The sequence below is a fragment of the Streptomyces sp. NPDC020490 genome, assembly GCF_044335305.1.
GTDB lineage: Bacteria > Actinomycetota > Actinomycetes > Streptomycetales > Streptomycetaceae > Streptomyces.
Genome location: NZ_JBIRUY010000006.1, coordinates 23,397 through 42,161, shown reverse-complemented (window position 1 = coordinate 42,161; position 18,765 = coordinate 23,397). Strand labels below are relative to the sequence as shown.

General features: G+C 70.5%; 9 protein-coding genes, 1 other RNA gene and 2 pseudogenes. 4 read left to right on the top strand and 8 right to left on the bottom strand.

The window, feature by feature from the left end; genetic code table 11:
• Positions 1–26: 26 nt before the first annotated feature.
• The 3 genes from ACH4ZX_RS08950 to ACH4ZX_RS08940 all read right to left on the bottom strand — a co-directional run bounded on the left by ACH4ZX_RS08950 (position 27) and on the right by ACH4ZX_RS08940 (position 10,360).
• A complete protein-coding gene (locus ACH4ZX_RS08950) occupies positions 27–5,564 on the bottom strand; it encodes an Eco57I restriction-modification methylase domain-containing protein (protein ID WP_398269754.1) in 5,538 nt (1,845 codons plus the stop codon).
• Positions 5,565–5,622: 58 nt separating this feature from the next.
• Positions 5,623–8,730 (bottom strand): SNF2-related protein, encoded by a 3,108-nt coding sequence (locus tag ACH4ZX_RS08945; protein WP_398269751.1) that lies wholly within the window; start codon positions 8,728–8,730, stop codon positions 5,623–5,625.
• A gap of 241 nt (positions 8,731–8,971) precedes the next feature.
• A complete protein-coding gene (locus tag ACH4ZX_RS08940) occupies positions 8,972–10,360 on the bottom strand; it encodes a serine/threonine protein kinase (RefSeq protein WP_398269748.1) in 1,389 nt (462 codons plus the stop codon).
• Positions 10,361–10,570: 210 nt separating this feature from the next.
• Between ACH4ZX_RS08940 and ACH4ZX_RS08935 the strand changes: the two genes are divergently transcribed.
• The gene (locus ACH4ZX_RS08935) at positions 10,571–12,133 is read left to right on the top strand and encodes a CBS domain-containing protein (RefSeq protein WP_398269745.1); all 1,563 of its coding nucleotides are present in this window, start codon (positions 10,571–10,573) and stop codon (positions 12,131–12,133) included.
• A 257-nt stretch (positions 12,134–12,390) separates the two neighbouring features.
• On the opposite strand, the pseudogene ACH4ZX_RS08930 reads toward ACH4ZX_RS08935, so the two are convergent.
• Positions 12,391–12,843, bottom strand: a pseudogene (locus ACH4ZX_RS08930) (hypothetical protein); the annotation flags it as partial.
• A gap of 226 nt (positions 12,844–13,069) precedes the next feature.
• Between ACH4ZX_RS08930 and ACH4ZX_RS08925 the strand changes: the two are divergent.
• Positions 13,070–13,735 carry a nucleotidyltransferase domain-containing protein gene (locus tag ACH4ZX_RS08925; protein WP_398269741.1) on the top strand — a complete coding sequence of 222 codons (666 nt, stop codon included), beginning with the start codon at positions 13,070–13,072 and terminating at the stop codon, positions 13,733–13,735.
• A 152-nt stretch (positions 13,736–13,887) separates the two neighbouring features.
• Here the strand turns inward: ACH4ZX_RS08925 and rnpB are convergent.
• The 4 genes and pseudogenes from rnpB to ACH4ZX_RS08905 form a co-directional block, all read right to left on the bottom strand.
• Positions 13,888–14,293, bottom strand: an RNA gene (gene rnpB, locus ACH4ZX_RS08920) — RNase P RNA component class A.
• A 118-nt stretch (positions 14,294–14,411) separates the two neighbouring features.
• Positions 14,412–15,158, bottom strand: a pseudogene (locus ACH4ZX_RS08915) (DMT family transporter); the annotation flags it as partial.
• A 52-nt stretch (positions 15,159–15,210) separates the two neighbouring features.
• Positions 15,211–16,032, bottom strand: coding sequence for a helix-turn-helix domain-containing protein (locus tag ACH4ZX_RS08910; RefSeq protein ID WP_398269738.1), 822 nt, complete (start codon positions 16,030–16,032; stop codon positions 15,211–15,213).
• Between the two features lie 49 nt (positions 16,033–16,081).
• Entirely contained in the window at positions 16,082–16,651 is a 570-nt protein-coding gene (locus ACH4ZX_RS08905; protein WP_398270183.1) for a Uma2 family endonuclease, read from the bottom strand.
• Between the two features lie 208 nt (positions 16,652–16,859).
• Here ACH4ZX_RS08905 and ACH4ZX_RS08900 point away from each other — a divergent pair, with 208 nt between their 5' ends.
• Together ACH4ZX_RS08900 and ACH4ZX_RS08895 are read left to right on the top strand one after the other, a co-directional pair.
• Positions 16,860–17,798, top strand: coding sequence for an ATP-binding cassette domain-containing protein (locus ACH4ZX_RS08900; protein WP_398269735.1), 939 nt, complete (start codon positions 16,860–16,862; stop codon positions 17,796–17,798).
• On the top strand, positions 17,795–18,556 hold the full coding sequence (locus ACH4ZX_RS08895) for an ABC transporter permease (protein ID WP_398269732.1): 762 nt from the start codon (positions 17,795–17,797) through the stop codon (positions 18,554–18,556). Before ACH4ZX_RS08900 ends, ACH4ZX_RS08895 begins: the two co-directional genes overlap by 4 nt.
• Positions 18,557–18,765: the final 209 nt, after the last annotated feature.

The following is an 18,765-nucleotide window of genomic DNA, read 5'->3' as shown; positions in this document are numbered from 1 at the left end:
TTGTCGGGCGGCAGGGCTCTCGTGCGTCACGCTTTGCGCATGCGGTGGGTGAACTCGGCGTGAGCCGCCTTCATCTCGGCCTTGCGGCGGGCCTGGTAGAGGGGGTCGGTGTAACCCTCGGGGAGTGTGTAGACGTTCGGGAACTCCTCGTGTGAACTCAAGACCTTCCAGGCATCCTTGGGCTGCCCGTAGCCGTGCTGCTGGTGCGCCTTCGCGATACGGCGGCCGGTCGCGTCGAACCACATGTTCTCCTCATACTGCTGGAGTACGGGGAACCGGGCGTCGTACATGGCGACGAGTTCGTCGGCGCTGATGCCGAGCCATACGGCGACGAGGGCGTCGATCTCGACGAGGGCCGCGCGACGGGCGAACTCCGTGCGGAGGGGTGTGTCGCGAGTCCAGGTGGGGCCTACGCCTTCGGCGAGCGGGGGCGTGTCCTTGGGCCAGATTCCGGAGGCGGCCCAGGTGTCCTGCTGCCAGGCGGGGTCGTACAGCTCCTCCCAGAGGGGGGCGTAGGCGTTGGTCTGGCAGTTGAGGCGGAGGGTGCGGAGGAGTAGGGCTGGGGTGAGGGGGTGGCCCTCGGTGGGGGCAGGCAGCGTCTTGGCCTCGCCGATGCGGAGATCATTGCGGCCAGTGGCACGCAGGTAGTAGTCCAACGGCAGAGCGGCCATGAAGCCAGCAGCGAGCACAGTGTCAGTGACACTGCCCAGCGCCATAGAGTTCACCAAGTCCACGTGGACAGGACCGCGCGGAAGGATGGCCGCGAACAGACTCCGCTCGGTGTTGGAAGCAATCTGCCTTCGCCACGCCACGCGGTAGAACTCCGAGTACGGCCGCATGCTCGCCGCCAGCAGCAGCTCCTCGACCGCTCTGTCGAGGTCTCCTCCCTCTAGCTCCGGGTTGGTTGCCTTGACGTCGGTTTCCGCAGCCGCCACGGCTGCCGGGTCACTCCAAAGCTGCCTGAGCCGTTCGCGATCTATCCACCTGTCCTGGGTTGCCGCGAATCGCGAACGGTCACCCTGAGGGCGGTAGTTCGTGCGTGGCACCGCATCGGCTGCAAGATTCCGGTGATCCCAAGCCTCATAGTCGCGCATGCTCTTTGAACCGCCCTCGGGCGGTTGCTTGTGAAGCGGCGTGGCGATACTGATCAAGGGCCCTTGAACGATGACATCCCGCCAACTCTCGACTGGCCCAGGTGCCCAAGTGAAGTACCCCGCTGCGCGATCGGTCGTCTCGTAGAAGCCGATGGTGACGCGCAGATCGTGGGAACCCAGCCGGTGCGGCCATCTCGCAAGAGCTGCAATGGCTGACTCCTCTGCCTCGGTCACTGGATATAGCAGCTTGGCCTGACCAGCAGTCGGCAGCTCATCCTCGTTTGTCAGGGCAGCCCACCTGGCGAGGCGTTCGCCATCCACTGTGATGATGCGATCCCGGTGCGGGCGCAGGTCCCACTTGCCCCTGTCTTTCACGCCAGGCACGGGGCCCTCACCGTCATGCCGTACAGACTTCACCAGCACGCTCGGATGCAGGAGCCAGCTCATGTGCTGAAAGCGGATCTCCTGGTCCTTGCCGTACACATTCACGCTAAAATGGGTGCTGTTGTTGACTGGCTTGGCGAAGATGAGCAATTCGTTAGTGAAGTCCGCATGAAAGCGCAAATGCCGGTAGGCGGCTCTTCGAAGCGCGACCTCTTTTGTACCGGTCAGATGTGTGGACGGGTGAATCAGTCCTGCCACACCACGCTTTCCAGTCGCACGCCACGACAACAACATGAAAGCTCGGTACATATCCGGCCGCGTCCCTACCAGCTCCGGATACGTGTCCGCCGACGATAGAAACTCCGAGACGCCCGCCACGGTCCCCAGCTCACCCATGTAGAACGATCGATGCTCGGAATCGACCAACACCTTGGCTACGTTCTGATCCCGATTCTCCTCAGCTGCCTTGCCGCCGAGAACGAACCACGGCTCCTTCTCAGCAAGAACCTCGTTCTCAAACCACTCCTGCCGCACCCACGGCGGATTCCCCACCATCAAGTCGAACCCGCCCTCCGCAAACACATGGGCGAAGTCCAACTCCCAGTGGAAGAAGCCCCGTTCCACCGCGATCCGCTGCACAGTCTCGTACCAAGGGAAGACGTCCCCGAGATCCGCCGGCCGGGACCACGCCGTGGCCTCGGTCATCTTCTCGTCGAGTTCGGTCTCCTTCTCATCCAGCTCACGAAGGTCCTGCACCCCCTCGAAGGACAACAGCGACACCTGCTGCCCCTCCCCGGTGTCCACATCCACCCGCCCGAGCACGGCTTCGGCGAACTCGATCCAGTCGTCCAGGGACTTGAGCGCGACCTTCCGCCTGGCGTGCCCCTTGGGCAGAGCCGTGCGGTCCTCCCCGTTCGGCCGGTACTCGAACTCATCCGTGCCGTCCAGCAGCCCGATCTCCTCCAGCGGCCAGAACCACAGCGCACACCACGCGTCCATGACCTGCTTGAGCCGCCAGTACGGGGTGCCCTTCCGCTGGAGTGCCTTCAGGACGGCGTCCCGGTCCATCGCTGGACGACGACCCGCAGCACCCTCCCCCTCCCGGGGAGCCGTCGCCCCCCACACATCCACATGCCGCGAGATCTCCTGCTCGGAGAGCTTCAGCCGCATCACGACCAGGTCCCACAGGTACTCGACCCGCCGGGCGAGCCCGATCAGCCGCCCCGTCTGCGTCCTCGCCCCGGGCTCCTCGTCATCGTCCTGCGCGGACTTGGCCGGAGCCGCAGCCGCCGTCACCCGCGACGCACCACTGCCGCCGCCACTGCCCGCCGCCGCCGAGGAGATCCCCAGCGTCGGCTGCTCCCAGATCTCCAACCCGAGATCGAACGCGCCCTGCCCCAGCGCCTCGTCCTTCTCCGCCTGCTTCTGCGGAGTCGGCGCCGCCTTCTTCTTCGGCGCGGGCGCACGCCTCGGGTCCCCCTTCGGGTTGCGCCGCATCGCCGACCGCCACTTGCGCAGGGCATCGACCAGCTCGGGCTCCAGCCAGTCGACGACCTTCCCGTCGACCACGGCCTTGACGGTCTCCTCGGGCGTGCCCTTGTTGAGCGTCCGGATGGAGACCTTCTCCCCGATCGACCCCCACCCCATCGCGGGCAGCAGGAACTGGTGCACCTCCCGCGCCTTCAGCTTCTCCGTCAGCGGCACATGCCGGGGCTTCAACGGTTCCTTGGCCGCGAGCCAGCCGCCCTTGCTCAGCAGGTTTCCGGGGTAGACCTTCCGCGCGGCGCCGATCAGCGAGTTGCCCCGGTGGAGGTGAAGGCCGTACCAAGGCGCCTTCATACCCCGGTGCATCGTGTTCAGCCACAACGAGATCTCGGCGAGCTCCACCGCCGTCTCGTTCAGGTCGACGCCGTACGCGTTGTGCAGCGCGATGTACGCCTTCACCTTCTGCAGCTCGCGCTGGTAGTCCTCGGGGTCGATCTCCACGCCCCGCTCGCGCTCGGCGAGCTTCAGGTACAGCTCGGCGAGCTGGTTGACGGCCTCGTTGAGGAACGCGCCGGAGCCGAGGGCCGGTTCGCACACCCGCCACTTCAGGACGTCGGCGGCGTTGATCCAGGCCTTCTCCGGCTCCTTGGGGTCGACCTCGCCCTTCTCGTCCAGGCGGAAGCGCAGGGTCTGCTCGACGGTCGCCTCGGTCAAGGACTTCGGGGTGTAGTACGAGGCGCTGGTCTCGCGGTCACGGCCGGCGAGACGGTAGACGTAGGAGTCGACCTTGTGCGGCACCGGCACCAGTTCGTTGGTCTGCGGGTCGCGCTCCGTCCCCACGAACACGTCGTTCGGGTAGCGCCCCGAGGCGACCTGGCTCGCCCTGATCAGCCAGGAGCCGCCGCTCGGGTCACCGCCCTTGGCGACCTCGTACAGCGGTTCGTCGGCGATGAACCCGGTGTACGACATCAGGCCCTCGTACACCGCGCCCAGGTGGTTGATGTCGAGGTTGGCGTACGAGATGAAACCGCCGCGCCCGCCGCGGCCCCGGCCCTCCACGAGGGTCAGGTTGCGCAGCACCTGGTGCAGGACCTTGTTCCGCAGGCGCAGGTCCAGACGGCGGGCGGTGTCAGGGATCGTGCCGTCGGGAGCCTTGTCGGCGGGGTGGACGATGATCTGGTCGACGAGCTTTATCGACGTCGGGTCGAAGAGCCGGGAGCGCAGGGCCTCGATACGGACGCCCGCGTAGCCGTCGTCCTCGGCCAGCTCAGGGGTCTCACTGTCGACGTCGGCCGCGGAACCGCGTGAGGTGACCGTCTCGGCGACCGGATGACCGGTGAAGACCTTCTCGAACAGCAGCGCCAGCGAGTCGTGGAAGTGGTGACGGTCACGCGAGGCGCTGGACAGCTTCTCCTGGACGACCAGCTCGCGCAGCCGGCCCACGCTGTACCCGGAGGTGTACTCCGGGCTCTTCATCGGGAGGATGTCCAGCTCGGGGCGGGCCTCGGCGTAGAGGAGGAAGAGGATGCGGTAGAGGTAGCGGAGCGACTCCTTGGTGAGGAGGCGGGGCAGGGCGCCGGGGTCGGCGAGGGGGCCCGGGAGCCACTCGGGGAGGTCGTCGGGCCGGACACCCTTCCGGCCTGCCAGCTCCAGCACCTCGTTGGCGATCAGCTGGACCGACTTCTTGAGTCCCTCGCGCAGGTCGGAGGTCACGCCGACGGAGTGGTCCCGGGACTCCGCCACCAGGCGGGCGATGTCGTCGTCCCCGCCGTCCTCGGCGGGACGCAGCGACTGAGCCCCGAACAACGCGGCGATCACGTCGAGTTCGCCGGCGGTCGCGCCCTTGAGGCCCTTGCGGGGCAGCGCCACCTCCAGGCTGACCGCCAGATGACGGCCGCGCGCGAAGTTCTCCCGGTCGGCAAGGACGATGATCCCGCCGAAGAGGAGCAGCGCGTAGCGGGGCGCGTCGTCGGCGGACAGCAGCCAGGCCGCCAGGTCCGTGACCGTGGTGAGGGTCTTGCCGGAGGCCACCCGGACGGGGACGGCCAGGCGGTTGGCGGAGCCGTCACCGCGTGTGGCGGCCACGTCGTCGGCGAAGCCGCCGGTGAGGACGACGATGCCGGGCTCGCTGTGGGCCACGGGGACCGCGACCGGAGCGGCAGCACCGTGCACGGTGAGGTGACCGGGGGTGGGGGTGAATCCGAGGGCTTTCAGGACCCGTGTGTGCCAGGCGTTCAGGCCCGCCCGCCAGGCGCCCTCCGGGGTCTCGTCGTAGACGCGCGGCGCGGTCGCGGGCTGGAAGGCGGGCGGCCCGTCCTGGCCCGTGTGCGCCTTGAGGGCCTCCGTCGCCGCCTGCTGGGCCGCGATCGCCCCGGCGTCGGGCAGCGGGTTGTACTTCTCGGCCTCGCCGCCCACGCCGAGGCGTACGTCGAGGTACGGGCCGGTGAGGTCCCGCAGGCCCTGGCGGGGGGTGGGCCGGCCCTGGCGCTCCTCGGCCGTCCACTCCTTCAGGCGGCCGGTCTTGAGCTGCTTGGGCAGGATCTCGTCCAAGTAGAAGGGCGGGAAGTACTCGCCCTCGTTGGTCAGCGCGTCGAACTTCACGCTTGCCGCTCCTGCCGGATCGTGTCGGTGGTGGTGGTTCGGGGAGACCGGGACGTCGTCATGAGCTGGGCTCCAGGGCCGCCAGGACACGCACCATCGGCTCGCCCGTCGTACGGAGTCGGGCCGCCGCCTCTTCGAGGTTCTCGGCGGCGCGGTCGCGGGCCGTGCGACCGCCGCTGAACCCGGGGAGGGTCTGGGCGCGCCAGAGGCCGACCCTCTTCTCGTACTCGCGCAAGGGGCGGTCGACCAGCTTCTCCGCGTCCTCGCGGCGCCGCCTCATCTCGCGGCGGGTGGCCTCCACGGCCTCGGGGACGTGGCGGCGGAGCGCGGCCGGGTCGCCCTCGGCGAAGTGGTCGGGCATGTCCGGGCCCAGGCCGAGGTCGGCGAGGAGGGTGCGGGTCAGTTCCCTGACCCGGGGCTGCCCGTCCGGTCGGCCGAGCCGGTCGACGGCCAGCCAGGCGACGACCGTGGGCCGACCGTCCTTGTTGGACCACACGCCCTGCGTGAGGAACACCGGTTCGGGCAGACGGGTGCGGTCCACCTGGATCACCGGTGCCTGCTGACGGCCCAGCTGGACCAGGACCTTGTCGGTGATCCACTCCATGACGGGGTGCAGCTCGCCGACGTAGTGGGCGTCCGGCCACAGGGAGGAGGAATCGGCGTCCTCGCGGGCCCGCTTCAGGGAGTCGGCCGCGTCCTTCTTGCTGAACGTGAGCTTCATCCGGCGGGTGATGCCCTGGTCGCGCAGGTAGCCGGCGGGCAGCACGTCGAGCCGGTCGGCGAGGTCGTCCGGGGTGTCGAAGCTGAGGTCGGTGCCGTTCACTGTGGTGTCCAGGCGGAAGGGCTCCAGGTCGGCCAGTTCCGCGAGGCCGGCGAGGACGTATGCGCGGCGGTCCTTGAACAGGCGCAGTTCCTCGACGTGGTGAAGGGGGGCCTGAGCGGCGGTCTGCGCGGCGGGGGCCGGCTCCTCCTGGGGGGCACCCGGGGTGTCCGAGGTGTCGGGGGCCTCGTCGAAGTCGAAGCCCGCGTCGCCGTCGTAGTCCGTGTCGAAGTCGAAGTCGGCGTCCTCGAACGGGTCGCCGGCCGCGCCGAACTCGGCGTTCAGCTGCTGCGCGAGCGGCAGGTCCGCCGGGGTGACACCCTCGTCCAGCGGAACGGACTCCAGGTCCGCGACGGCCTCCTGCGGCGCCTCGCCCTTGAGCAGCGCCTCCATGACGCGCTTCTCCTCCAGGTCGCCGTCGTTCTCCTTGGTCGCCGCCTCCACGGCGCCGAGGACGGCGTGCACCCGCGCCTCGCGGGCGAGGACCTTCTCGGCGATGTCGGTGTCGTCGAGCGCGCCCTCGACGGACGATTCGAGGATCATCGCGCGGAACTCGGGCGGCTCGGTCTGGCCGTAGCGGTCGATGCGGCCGTTGCGCTGCTCGACCCGGATGAGGCTCCAGGGCAGGTCCCAGTGGACGAGGTGGTGGCACTGGCGGTGCAGGTTGACGCCCTCGGAGGCGCCGTCGCCGGTGAGCAGCAGACGGACGTCGCCGCCCGCGCGGGCGAACTCGTCGACGTACTCCATCTGCACCTTGTCCGAGACGCCGGTGCTGTGCAGCACCTTGACGGCGGCCCTGGCGTCGTCCTTCTTCTTCCAGCCCAGCAGTGGAGGCAGCGCCTCGCCCAGCCAGTCGAGGGTCTCGCGGCGCTCGGAGAAGACGACCGCCCGGGGCACGTTGCCCGCTCCCACGCCGATGCGGCGCAGTTCCTCGACCAGTCCCGCGAGCTTGGACGTGACGGTCAGCCCGTCCTCCCCGCCGGCCGCGCGGTCGATGGCGCGGGCGAGTTCCATGAGACGCAGGAGGGAGGCGGCCTCGGGCGTGCGTGCCTCGACGTCGGCCGGAGGCGCGTCGACGATCTTGTGTCCGTCGGGGAGGCGGTGGCCCGTCCTGGCGAGCCGCTCACGCACCGTGGCGAACAGGGCCCGGTGCGAGGAGAGGAACGACTTGAGCAGGACGTACGGGAACAGCCTGTCCTCCGTACCGGCCTGGGCGTCGGACCGCCCCAGCCAGTGCTCGGCCAGCTCCTGGAAAACCTGCTCCTCCAGTTCGCTCGCCCGGCAGCGCACCGGGTGGGAGCCGCCGCGCGGCGCCCAGTGGTCCTTGAGCTGCGCCGCGACCTCGGCGCTGACCTTGGTGCGGCGCAGCATCAGGTGGTCCAGCTCTTCGGCCTCGGGGTTGCGGGGGTCCTTGACCGCCATCGGGTCGAGGAGGCGGATCAGGCCGGTGAAGGCCTGCATGTCGCCGTTGTGCGGGGTCGCGCTGGCCAGTACGAGGGCGTCGGTGCGCTCGGCCAGGAGGTCGGCGAGGGCGCGCCGGTCGCTGCCCTGGTTGATGAGGTTGTGGGACTCGTCGATGACCACGGCGTCCCAGCGGATGTGCTCCAGCCAGGGGCGGTAGCGCTTGGGGTTCTTGAGCGTGTCCATGGAGATGATCACGCGCTTGAAGTACGTGAACGGGTTACGGCCCGCCGGGATCTTCCGCTCGATCCGGGCGATGCCGGCGCTGTCGAGCCGCACCAGGGGCAGCGAGAAGCGCGTCCACATCTCGTGCTGGAACTGTTCGAGCACCGGAGCCGGCGTGACGACGAGGATGCGCTCGCCCCGGCCGCGCCGGATCAGCTCGCTGAGCAGCACCCCGATCTCCAGGGTCTTGCCGAGCCCTACGACGTCACCGATCAGGAGCCGTGGCCGCAGCGGGTTCGCCAGGGCCTTCGCGGCGGGCCGCAGCTGGTAGTCCATGCGGTCGAGGAGGAAGCCGTCGGCGAGTGCCAGCCGGCGTTCGGTCTGCGGGAGCGGGGTTTTGCGGAGCACGGCCTCCAGGAAGAGGCGGCTGCGCCGGAAGTGCGGCGAACGGTCGCCGCGGAGCTCGGTGTCCTCGGGAAGCAGGATCCGGGGCCGGTCCATCGTGGGCACGAGGAACCGGGCCTCCTGCCCGCGCACCAGCTCGGACGCTCCGACCGCCTCGATCACGAACTCGCCGGGCCGCACCTCGTCGCAGCTGCGGACCATCCACTCCTCGTCCCGCACCTCGATCACCGTGCCGGCGGGCGGAGCTCCCTCGGGTTGCGCCATGGCCTGGGCGGCGGGGCGGTCCTCGGTGCTGCCGGGCGCGGTGTCGGGCATGAGGTGCGGGTCCTTTCGGGTCCTACGGGTCGTACGGGCGACGCCTTGCGGCGGTGAAGCCGGGTGGTGGCCGCTGCCGCCGAGGGCAGGGCGTCCCCGTGAAGCCTAGGGCTCCCCAGAGGTGAGGTGGGAACCCTGCGGAGGACGGCTCGGGGCTTCGGCGATCGGCCGGGCAGGGCACGGCACGAGGGGCCGCGTGTCCTGGCGACTCCTCCGGCCTCTGGCCGCGCCGTCCGCGCAGCTACAGCCTGCCGCTGTGCGCATAGGCCTTCCGCAGCCGCTCGGCCACGCGCAGCGCGGCACGGGGCGGGGCAGCCACGGGCGGTTCCTCGGCCGGCCGCGGAGGCTGCAGGTGGTAGCTGGTGGGGTCGGAGGGTTCGACGGAAGGCCCCTCGGAGATCTCGTCCGGTGGGTTCGGCGCGGGAAGTGGTTCGGCGGGCTGCGCCTCGGGCTGGTCGACGACCGTCGGCGTGTACCCGGCCGGTACGCCGTCCTCGGCGGCATCCACGGCCAGCTCGATGTCGTCGGTGTCGACGATGCCGAAGAAACCCGCGCCACCACTCGACAGGTCCACCGGCGTGCCCCCGGCCCACGGCGCGTCGGGCGCGGCCCCCGCGTCGACCGCCCGCTGGGCCAGATCCCGCACCGCCGGATCGACACCGCCGGAGCGTGCCTCGGGGGGCAGCTCCGGAGCCAGGCCGGCCTCCGCCACCAGTACCCTCAGCTGCTCGAACGCCAGGTCCTGGGTCAGCCCCGCTTCGTGGAGGAGGGCGCGCAGCCCCATGTCCACCCTGTCCAGGTCCGGACGCAGGCCGGGGACGTCCACCAGTATCTGCGCGAGCAGCGGGCGGAAGTCCGCGCCGACACCGTTCCAGTGCGGCGGGGTGAGCAGGGGCTCCTCCGGGTAAGGCGGCCTGCCGGTCAGCGCGAAGAACAGCGTGGCACCGAGCGCGTACACGTCGGTGGGTTCCTTGGCGCTGGGGAAGTCGTGGAGCTGCTCGTAGGACATGTACTTCTTGGTCCCCCAGGCTTCACCGGGGCCGGTGATCGCCTGGCTGGTCCGTCGTTCGATGAGGGTGGCCAGCCCGAAGTCCAGGACGACCGGGCCGTGCGGGCCCAGTACGACGTTGTCCGGCTTGAGGTCGCGGTGCAGCAACCCCGTGCCATGGATGGCGCGCAGGGCGTCCACCAGGTGGAGGCCCAGGGCGGCGTAGGGGCCCACGGAGAACGTGCCGGACTCCATCACCATGCGGTGCAGCGACGGACCCGCGATGTAGTCCATGGCGAACCACGGTTCCGGCGCGTCGGTGTCGGCCGCGAGGAGTGCCGGTACCCGGTCGCTGACGACGGCCCGGATCGTGTCGATCTCTCTGTCGAACCGCTTCCTGGCCCCCGGCTTGTCCAACAGGTGCGGCTGAATCATCTTGACCACGGCGAGGCTCGACTCCGCGGCGTCCGCGCCCTCGTCGGGCTCGACCAGGTGGTACGTCGCGGTCAGCTCGTCCGTGAGTCCGTCCAAGGGGATCCGGCGGGCCAGATAGGCCACGCCCATACCGCCTTCCCCCAGCCGGGCGAGCAGTTCGAAAGGCCCCAGCACACGGGGGTCCTTGTCGGCGTCCAGCGGCTCCATCGGCGCTCTCGTACCCCCACGCTCACGTCACGGCCCCCCGGCCGCACTGCTGTCGATCAGTTTACGGGGAGTGTCACGGCGGAGGCGGTCAGTGAAGGAGAGGCGATGGTCGTTCTCGACCTGGCTTGAATCGGCGGGTGGTTGAACACTGGACGCTATACATGAACACGCTGCGCGATCGGGTGTCATGTTCATACGGGGAGGCACGGCATGCGGGCCTGGGTGGTACGGGCGGGAGAGAACGGACAGAGGGAGCACGCGGCCCTGGAGGAAGGGGTCCTCCTGGCCGGGTGGCACGAACTGGGAGACCTGACCGGCCTCACCACCCGCGAGGACATCAAGGCCGCCGTGGCGGCCGCCTATCCCGACGAGGGCCCCTACACGGTCGGCAACTGGACCGGCCAGCTCTACCGCTTCGTGCATGAGATACAGCCAGGGGATTTCGTCGTCCTGCCGCTGAAATCGTGGCGGGTGGCCGTGGGCCGGATCACGGGCGGCTACGAGCACGACGCACGGGCCACGGACGGTCCGCGCCACATCCGCCGGGTGGAGTGGCTGGTCAAGGACATCGACCGGCAGTCGATCCAGCCCGATCTGCTCGACAGCATGGGGTCTCTGCTGACCGTCTTCGAACTCAGCAGGTTCGCGGCGGCGGAGCGCATCGCCGCCCTCGCCGAGGGCAAGCCCGACCCCGGACGGCCTGACGCCGACGAGTTCGCCGCCAGCCTGACGGAACCCACCAAACTGTACGAGGAGGTGCGCCGCCGCACCGCGGACGAACCGCTCACGCTGTCCATCCGGGACTTCCTCGCCGTCTGGGGCGTCCAGCGCCGGTACCCGGCCGCCGTCGAGCAGATCAAGAACGATCTCGACCAGCGCGGACTGGTGACCGTGCCGCCCTTCACGGAAGGCAGCATCGACAGCAAGATCGCCGTATTGGCGGGCGGCGCCGAGCCGGACGCGTCCGGAACCAGCGCCGTGACCCGGTTCGCGGACACCACGACGGTGCTCCATGGTGTCGTCGAGGCCGACGGCGAGGCCGAGACACAGACCGTCGCCTACCGCGTGAGCAATCTCGAGTCGGCGAACCGCATGCCCGAGTTCGTGAGGGTGGGAGCCGATCTCAAGACCGCCATGACGCTCATGGTGCTGCGGGGCTACAGCCAGCTTCCCGTCCTCGACGAGGACGGACGACTGCGCGGCGTCGTCAGCTGGGAGTCGATCGGGCGCGCCCACATGGCCGATCCCCACGCGAGCCTCGAATCCGCCACGGTCAGGGGCCAGGAGGCCGACCGTTCGGACGACCTGCTGGACTGGATCGGCACCGTCCAGCAGTCCGGGTACGTGCTCGTACGAGACCGCGATCACAAGGTCTGCGGTCTGGTCACGGCGGCCGACCTGACGGTTCAGTTCGGGACCCGCGTACGCCCCTTCGTGCTCGTCGAGGAGATCGAGCAGAGGCTGCGGCGTGTGGTCGACCGGTGCATACCGCTCGACCGCATCCGCGCGGTGGTCCCCGGACGGCGCGCATCCCGGGTGAACTCGGCCGCCAACTTGACGTTCGGAGCGTACGGTCACCTGCTCAAGGTGTCCGAGAACTGGGCCGCCCTGGGCTGGGCCATCGACCAGGAGTACTTCCTGACGGCGCTCGAGGAGTGCCGCCAGTTCCGCAACAGCCTGATGCATTTCAGCCCGGACCCCGTGACTGACGACCAGTTGCTGCCGGCGCAGGGGTTGCTCGAACTTCTTCGCTCCATGGATCCGTCGAGCTGAGACCGGATGGGAGGAAACAGCGGTGGGGTGGCGCGAGGAAAACGCAACGGCCCTGGCGGAACTGTCGGCGATCCCGGGGGACGGGTAGACGGCCACGCCGGCAGCGGATCGGGCGAGCGGTCCGTGCCAGGGAGAGCGGCTGGTACGCGGTTGACGTGCGTGGCTCGGGCATCGGACCGGACCAGCTTGAGGTCTGCGACTGGCAGGCCCCGAGTCGGACGCCATCGGGGGAAGTGACTTCTCCGTCTCGGAAACGGTGCATTCGCCCTCAGCGCCTCCACCCGCGCCGGAACCACGTCCATGCCTGACAGAGCGGCCATCTCCTGATAGGTCAGCGGCCCCTGCCCCAGCTGGACCCGGTCCGCGAGCACGGCGAGGATGCGCTGGTTGTCCACCGACAACCCCGACCACGCAAGCCCTTCAGGCCACACCGGCACCTGCGACTTCGCCGCTTCCGGCGTCGCCGATGCCTCCCCGGCCTGCCCGCCTCCCGTCGCTGCTGTCCGGTCCGCCCGGTCGTGGCCGTGCTCGGTCCCGTCCGCCGGGCCGAGCACCTCGCCCACGCGCGAGCGAGCGAGAGCCCATTCCTTCCAGTCGCGCTCGGCCACGGCCAGCTCGGCCTGGATGCGGTCGGCCTCCTCCCGCAACTCGTCCACCCGACGGCGAGCGACGAGCTCGCGCTGTTCCAGCAGCCTCATGACCGACGGCATCCATGACCTCCGCAGCAGCGGCGACACGACACACCACCACTCCCACAGGATCGCCGACCCTATGCCCGAGCAGCGGAACGTTGTCCCCAAGCCCGGAGAAACAACAGCTTCTGAGGCTCATGGGCGTTTATGAGCGCCGGGTGAACGAGCGACAAGGCACCCCAGCGAACCGCCGACCGCTACAGGGCTTCGCCTCCGCCGGTATGGTCACTGAGAGTATGGATGGGTGAGTGCTGACGTGTTGGGACGCTGGGTACCGGATCGTCCCGAGGATGTAGCCGCGGTCTTCGCCAAGGCGGACTTCCCGTGGTGGATCGCCGGTGGCTACGCGATCGAACTCGCGGTCGGCCGCGAGCTGCGCGCACATGGCGATCTCGACGTCCTCTTCCTTCGGCGTGACCAAAACCGCGTACGGGATCTCCTCGCCGACTGGGACCTGTACGTGGCGGACCCGCCCGGCCAGGGGGAGTTGCGACCGTGGCGCCCTGGAGAGGTCCTTCGGCCTCCGCTCCACGACATCTGGTGCCGGCGCAAGCCGGAGGCGCCCTGGTCCGTGCAGCTCATGCTGGACGAGGCCGAGGACGCGCACTGGGTCTCGCGGCGCCACCCGGCGATCCGCCTCCCGATCGACCGGCTCGGGCGGACGAGCAAGGCGGGTATCCCCTATCTCGCGCCCCAGGTGCAGCTCTTCTACAAGGCGAAGGCGACCCGGGAGAGGGACCAAATCGACTTCGAAGCGGTACTGCCGCTGCTGGACGCTCCGGCACGCTCCTGGTTGGCAGACGCGATCAGAGCGGTCGTGCTCAACCACCCCTGGCTCCGCCGGCTACTACCGGTCAGCCGAACGTGTGCAGTGGGACATCGTAGAGGTCGGCGTTCCGGGGCCCGGTGATCGTGGGCGACGTGACCTCCACGACCATCAGCTCGCTGAGGAACTGGACCTTGGCGCTGAGGAGGTGGCTCGTCCTGCCGTCGGCCGACTGGGCCTTCAGCCCGGCGGAGACATGGATGTGCGGGAGTCCCAGGCAAAGCGACAAGTGGCGGCAGACGAGTCGGGCTGTACGCCGGGTTCTGTTCCGGCGGGTCCTCGCGGGCCCGCCGGCGACGGCCATCCATCTAGGGCCGGTGTTGCCACCGGCCTCGTGCGGTCTACCCGCGGACTCGGGCGGGCAGCCCTCGGTCGTCCGCGCAGAAACACCGGAGTGCTTCCTTTTGACCTTGCTCCAGGTGGGGTTTACCTAGCTGCCCAGGTCACCCTGGGCACTGGTGGTCTCTTACACCACCGTTTCACCCTTACCCGGCACCTGAGTGCCGGGCGGTCTGCTTTCTGTGGCACTGTCCCGCGGGTCACCCCGGGTGGCCGTTAGCCACCACCCTGCCCTGTGGAGCCCGGACGTTCCTCGGGGAGCACCCCGTCAGGGGGACTCCACGCGGCCGTCCGCCCGGCTCGTCTGCCGTGTCGGCCATGTTACCGGGCGCGGCGGGGCCTTCCGCGCGCGGCCCGCCGTGGCCAGCACCGAGCCCGCCAGGATCAGGGCGAAGGCCGCCACCGTGCCGGCCGTCAGCCGCTCGTCCAGGAACAGCACCCCGGCCGCCACGGCCACCGCCGGGTTGACGTAGGTGATGACCGTCGAGCGGGTCGGGCCGATCTCCTTGATCAGTTCCAGGAAGGCGACGAAGGCCAGCGCCGTGCAGACGACGCCCAGGCCGGCGAGGGCGGCCAGCACGGAGGGCGCGGGCAGGGCCGTCGGCCGGGTCGCCGCCGCGGCGGGGGCGTAGACCAGGGCCGCCAGGGCCAGGCAGGGGGCGATGAGCTGGAGCGTCGGGACGTCCTTCAGCTTGCGGGCCGCTATCAGCGGCGCCGTCGCGTAGCCCACGACCGTCAGCAGCACCTCGGCCAGCGAGCGGGCGTCGCCGCCGGTGAGGTGGGGGACGGTGAGGACGGCCACGCCCGCCAGGCCCAGCGCCAGGCCGGCCACCCGGCGGGCGCCGAGCCGTTCCGTGTCGCCGAGGAGGCGGGCCGCCGCGATGCCGACGATCGGGACGCCCGCGATCAGCAGGCCGGCGGTGGAGCTGGACAGGTGGCGTTCGGCGTCCGTGAGCGTGAACCACGGGACGATGATCTCCAGGCACGCGAAGGCCAGCATCGGCTTCCAGTGCGTCCGCAGCGTGCCGGGGAGACCGCCGCCGCGCAGGGCGAACGGGAGCAGCAGGGCCGCGCCCACGGCGCAGCGCGTGCACACCACCGCCGACGGGGAGAGGTCCTCCACCGCCACCTTGATCAACAGGTAGGGAACGCCCCAGACCACTCCCATCAGGGAGAACAGGAACCAGCCACGTGCAGTCATGCGGCGAGTGTCCGGCTGGTCAGCACCCGGCGTCTTGAACGCTGTTGCGGTACGCCGCCGGGGTGACCCCGAGCACGCGGCGGAACCAGCGCGTCAGGTGCGCCTGGTCCGCGAAGCCGACCAGGCCGGCCGCCTCGGCGGGGCGCAGACCGGCGTCCAGCAGGCCGCGGGCCCGGTGGACGCGGTGCTGGGCGAGCCAGGCGTACGGCGGCAGGCCCATGGCGGTGCGGAAGGCGCGCAGCAGCTGGTAGCGGGACAGGCCCAGGTCGGTGGCCAGGTCGGCGAGGGACGGCGGGTCGAGGAGTTCGTCGGCCAGGCGGTCGCGTACGACGCGGGCGATGCGGTCGGCGCCGGGGACGGCGTCGTCCGCCGGGCGGGCGGTGGAGTGGCGGCGGGCGAGGGCGGTGAGCAGCCACGGCAGGCGGGACTCGGTCTCCAGGGGGTCCGGGCAGGCGCTCAGTTCGGTGTGGGTGCGCAGGACGGCCGTGGCCAGCTCGGGGTCGTCGATCAGCGGCTCGCGGAAGTGCGGTACGCCGCCGAGGGTGCCGTCCGTGAGCAGCACGGTCTGCGCGTACAGGGCGCGGTAGGCGTAGCCGTCGGTGGGGGTGCCGGGGCCGCCGGTGTGGATCTCGCCGGGGGCCAGGACGACGATGGAGCCGGGGCCGGTGCGGATGTGGCCGCCGCGGTAGTCGATGACCTCCGAGCCGCCCACGCAGACGCCGACGGTGAACTCGTCGTGCGCGTGGGGCGCGTAGACGTGCGTGTCGAAGCAGGCGGTGAGCAGGTCGAGGCGGGGGCCGCACCGGCCGAGACGTGCCCTGGTCCACCGTGCCTGATCCACGCGCCGCCCCCTGTCTCCGCGTCGTCCTCAGGGTGCAACGCCCGCGGGTTCAGAGAAAGTCCGTGGTCTCCAGCTCGAAGGCGAACGGCTCGGGGAGGGGCAGCGGTTTACCGAAGGGGAGGGTGCAGACCTGGCGGTAGTCGTCGTTGCGCGGCTCGCTGAACAGGGTGACCGACGCGGCCTCGCGGTCGACGAGCAGGTACAGCGGGATGCCTCCGCGGGCGTAGCAGCGGCGTTTGGCCTCGCGGTCGGCGGCGGGCTTGGTGGAGGTCACCTCCAGCACCATGGCGACACCGTCGCAGGGCATCCAGGGTTCGGCACCCCGGTAGAGCCGCAACTCCATGGGGGCGAACGTCGCGTCGGGAATCGCGTGGTCTTTCGGGCAGCCTCCCCCACTCCGCAGCTTCAGCCCCTTGTTTCCCGCGAACTGCATGCGGGTTCGCGATTTCCTGATCACCTCTTCCACGATCAAGCCGATGTAGTCCTCGTGATCCCCGTCCGGCGGCGGTGTCACAACGATCTCCCCGTCGATCAGCTCGGCCCGGAAACCCTCCGGGGTGTCCAGGGCGAGAAAGCCCTCCAGCAGGACCTCCGCCTGCGTGAGCGGCTCATGGGCCATGGCGGTCATGTCACGCCCCTCCTTCGGTCGCTCGCCAGCCTGGGACATCGGGAGATCACCTGTCCGTGGGATCGGGAACCGTTCCCTCGATCGTGGCACAGGATCGGCACGCCCACGACGACGTCGGCCGCGGGGTCGGGAGCGCGTGTCAGGGGGCGTGTCAGGGGCGTGACAGGTGGGTGTCAGGGGCGGTCGCGACGGTGGGGGCATGAAGAATTCGGCGATCGCGGTCTCCGGGCTGCGCAAGGCGTATGGCGACAGAGCCGTCCTCGACGGCATCGGCTTCGAGGTCCCCGCGGGGACGGTCTTCTCCCTGCTCGGCCCGAACGGGGCCGGCAAGACGACGACGGTGAACATCCTGGCGACGCTGCTGAGGGCCGACGCGGGGACGGTGCGCGTGGCCGGGCACGACGTGGCGGCCGAGACCCGGCAGGTGCGCGCGGCCATCGGGGTGACCGGCCAGTTCGCCGCGGTGGACGAGCTGCTGTCGGGCCGGGAGAACCTGCGGCTGATGGCGGACCTGAAGCGGGTGCCTGCCGCCGACCGGCTGGTCGCGGGGCTGCTGGAGCGGTTCGACCTGGTGGAGGCGGCGGACGACAGGGCGTCGGCCTGCTCCGGCGGTATGCGCCGGAAGCTGGACCTGGCGATGACGCTGGTCGGAGACCCGCGGATCATCTTCCTGGACGAGCCGACGACCGGGCTCGACCCGCGCAGCAGGCGCACCATGTGGGGGATCGTCCGCGAACTGGTGGCCGCCGGCACCACGATCTTCCTCACCACGCAGTACCTCGAGGAGGCCGACCAGCTCGCCGACCGGATCGCGGTGCTCGACCGGGGGCGGCTGGTCGCCGAGGGCACTCCCGAGGAGCTCAAGCGCCAGGTCCCGGGCACCCACGTCCGGCTACGGTTCGCCGACCTCGACGAACTCGACGCCGCGGCACGGGTGTTGGCCGGTTCCGCGCGCGACGACCAGGAGCTGACCCTGCGGGTGCCCAGCGACGGCGAGTCGAGGTCGCTGCGGGCCCTGCTGGACCGGCTCGACGAAAACACGATCAACGCCCAGGAGTTCTCCGTGCACAGGCCCGACCTCGACGACGTGTTCCTCGCCCTCACCGGGCGCCCGAGTGCCGAGGCGGTGGCGAAGTGAGCAGCCTGTCCACGGCGTTGGCCGACTCGGCGATCATGTTGCGCCGCAACCTGAAGCACACCCTGCGCAATCCGCTCGTGGTGTTCAACGCGGTCCTCTTCCCGGTCGTGCTCATGCTCATGTTCGTGAAGGTGCTCGGCGGCGCCTTCAGCGTCGGCGAGGACTACATCGACTACGCGACGCCGGGCCTGCTGGTGATGGCGGTCAGCTACGGGCTGGGGTCCACCGCGACGGCCGTGAACGACGACATGCGCAAGGGCATCATCAACCGGTTCAAGGCCATGGACGTCTCCCGCGGCGCCGTGCTGACCGGGCAGGTCGTCGTCACCACCGTGCGCTGCCTGGTGGCCTGCGCGGCCATCGTCGCCGTGGCCTTCGCGCTGGGCTTCGACCCGGGCGCGAGCGCCCTCGACTGGCTCGGCGTGCTGGGTCTGATCCTGCTGCTCGCCTTCGCGGCCGGCTGGCTCACCGTCGCCCTGGGTCTGGCCGCGAAGACCGCGGAGTCGGCGGGTCTGGCCACCGTGCCGCTGGTCATGCTGCCGTTCCTGAGCAGCGCGATCGTGCCCGCGGACACGATGGGGGCGGGTGTGCGGCAGTTCGCCGAGTACCAGCCCTTCACCCCGGTCATCGAGACGCTGCGCGGGCTGCTGGCGGGCCACCCGTCGAGCGGCGACGCGTACGCGGCCGTCGCCTGGTGCGTCGGGCTCGCCGTCCTCGGGTACGCGTGGGCGGTGTCCACGTTCAGGAAGCGAGCGTGACCTCGACGAGTCGGGACCAGCCGGTCCGCTCCCCCTCCGCGGCCGCCTCGGCGAACCGCGCGTCGCCGAGGCGGCGCCGCGGGGGCCCGCGGCGGGGGGGCGCGGGCGGGGGGGGGGGGGGCGGGGGCCCCCCCCCCCCCCCGCGCGGCCCGGGCCGCCCCCCGGGCCGCTCGGGGGTGGCGCGGGGCCGGGGCCGGGCCGCCCCCCCC

Excerpts from the sequence above, each read along its gene's own strand:
- ACH4ZX_RS08900 (WP_398269735.1), top strand. The coding sequence starts at position 16,860 with ATGAAGAATTCGGCGATCGCGGTCTCCGGGCTGCGCAAGGCGTATGGC.
- ACH4ZX_RS08945 (WP_398269751.1), bottom strand. The coding sequence starts at position 8,730 with ATGCCCGACACCGCGCCCGGCAGCACCGAGGACCGCCCCGCCGCCCAG.
- ACH4ZX_RS08935 (WP_398269745.1), top strand. The coding sequence starts at position 10,571 with ATGCGGGCCTGGGTGGTACGGGCGGGAGAGAACGGACAGAGGGAGCAC.
- ACH4ZX_RS08905 (WP_398270183.1), bottom strand. The coding sequence starts at position 16,651 with ATGGCCCATGAGCCGCTCACGCAGGCGGAGGTCCTGCTGGAGGGCTTT.
- ACH4ZX_RS08940 (WP_398269748.1), bottom strand. The coding sequence starts at position 10,360 with ATGGAGCCGCTGGACGCCGACAAGGACCCCCGTGTGCTGGGGCCTTTC.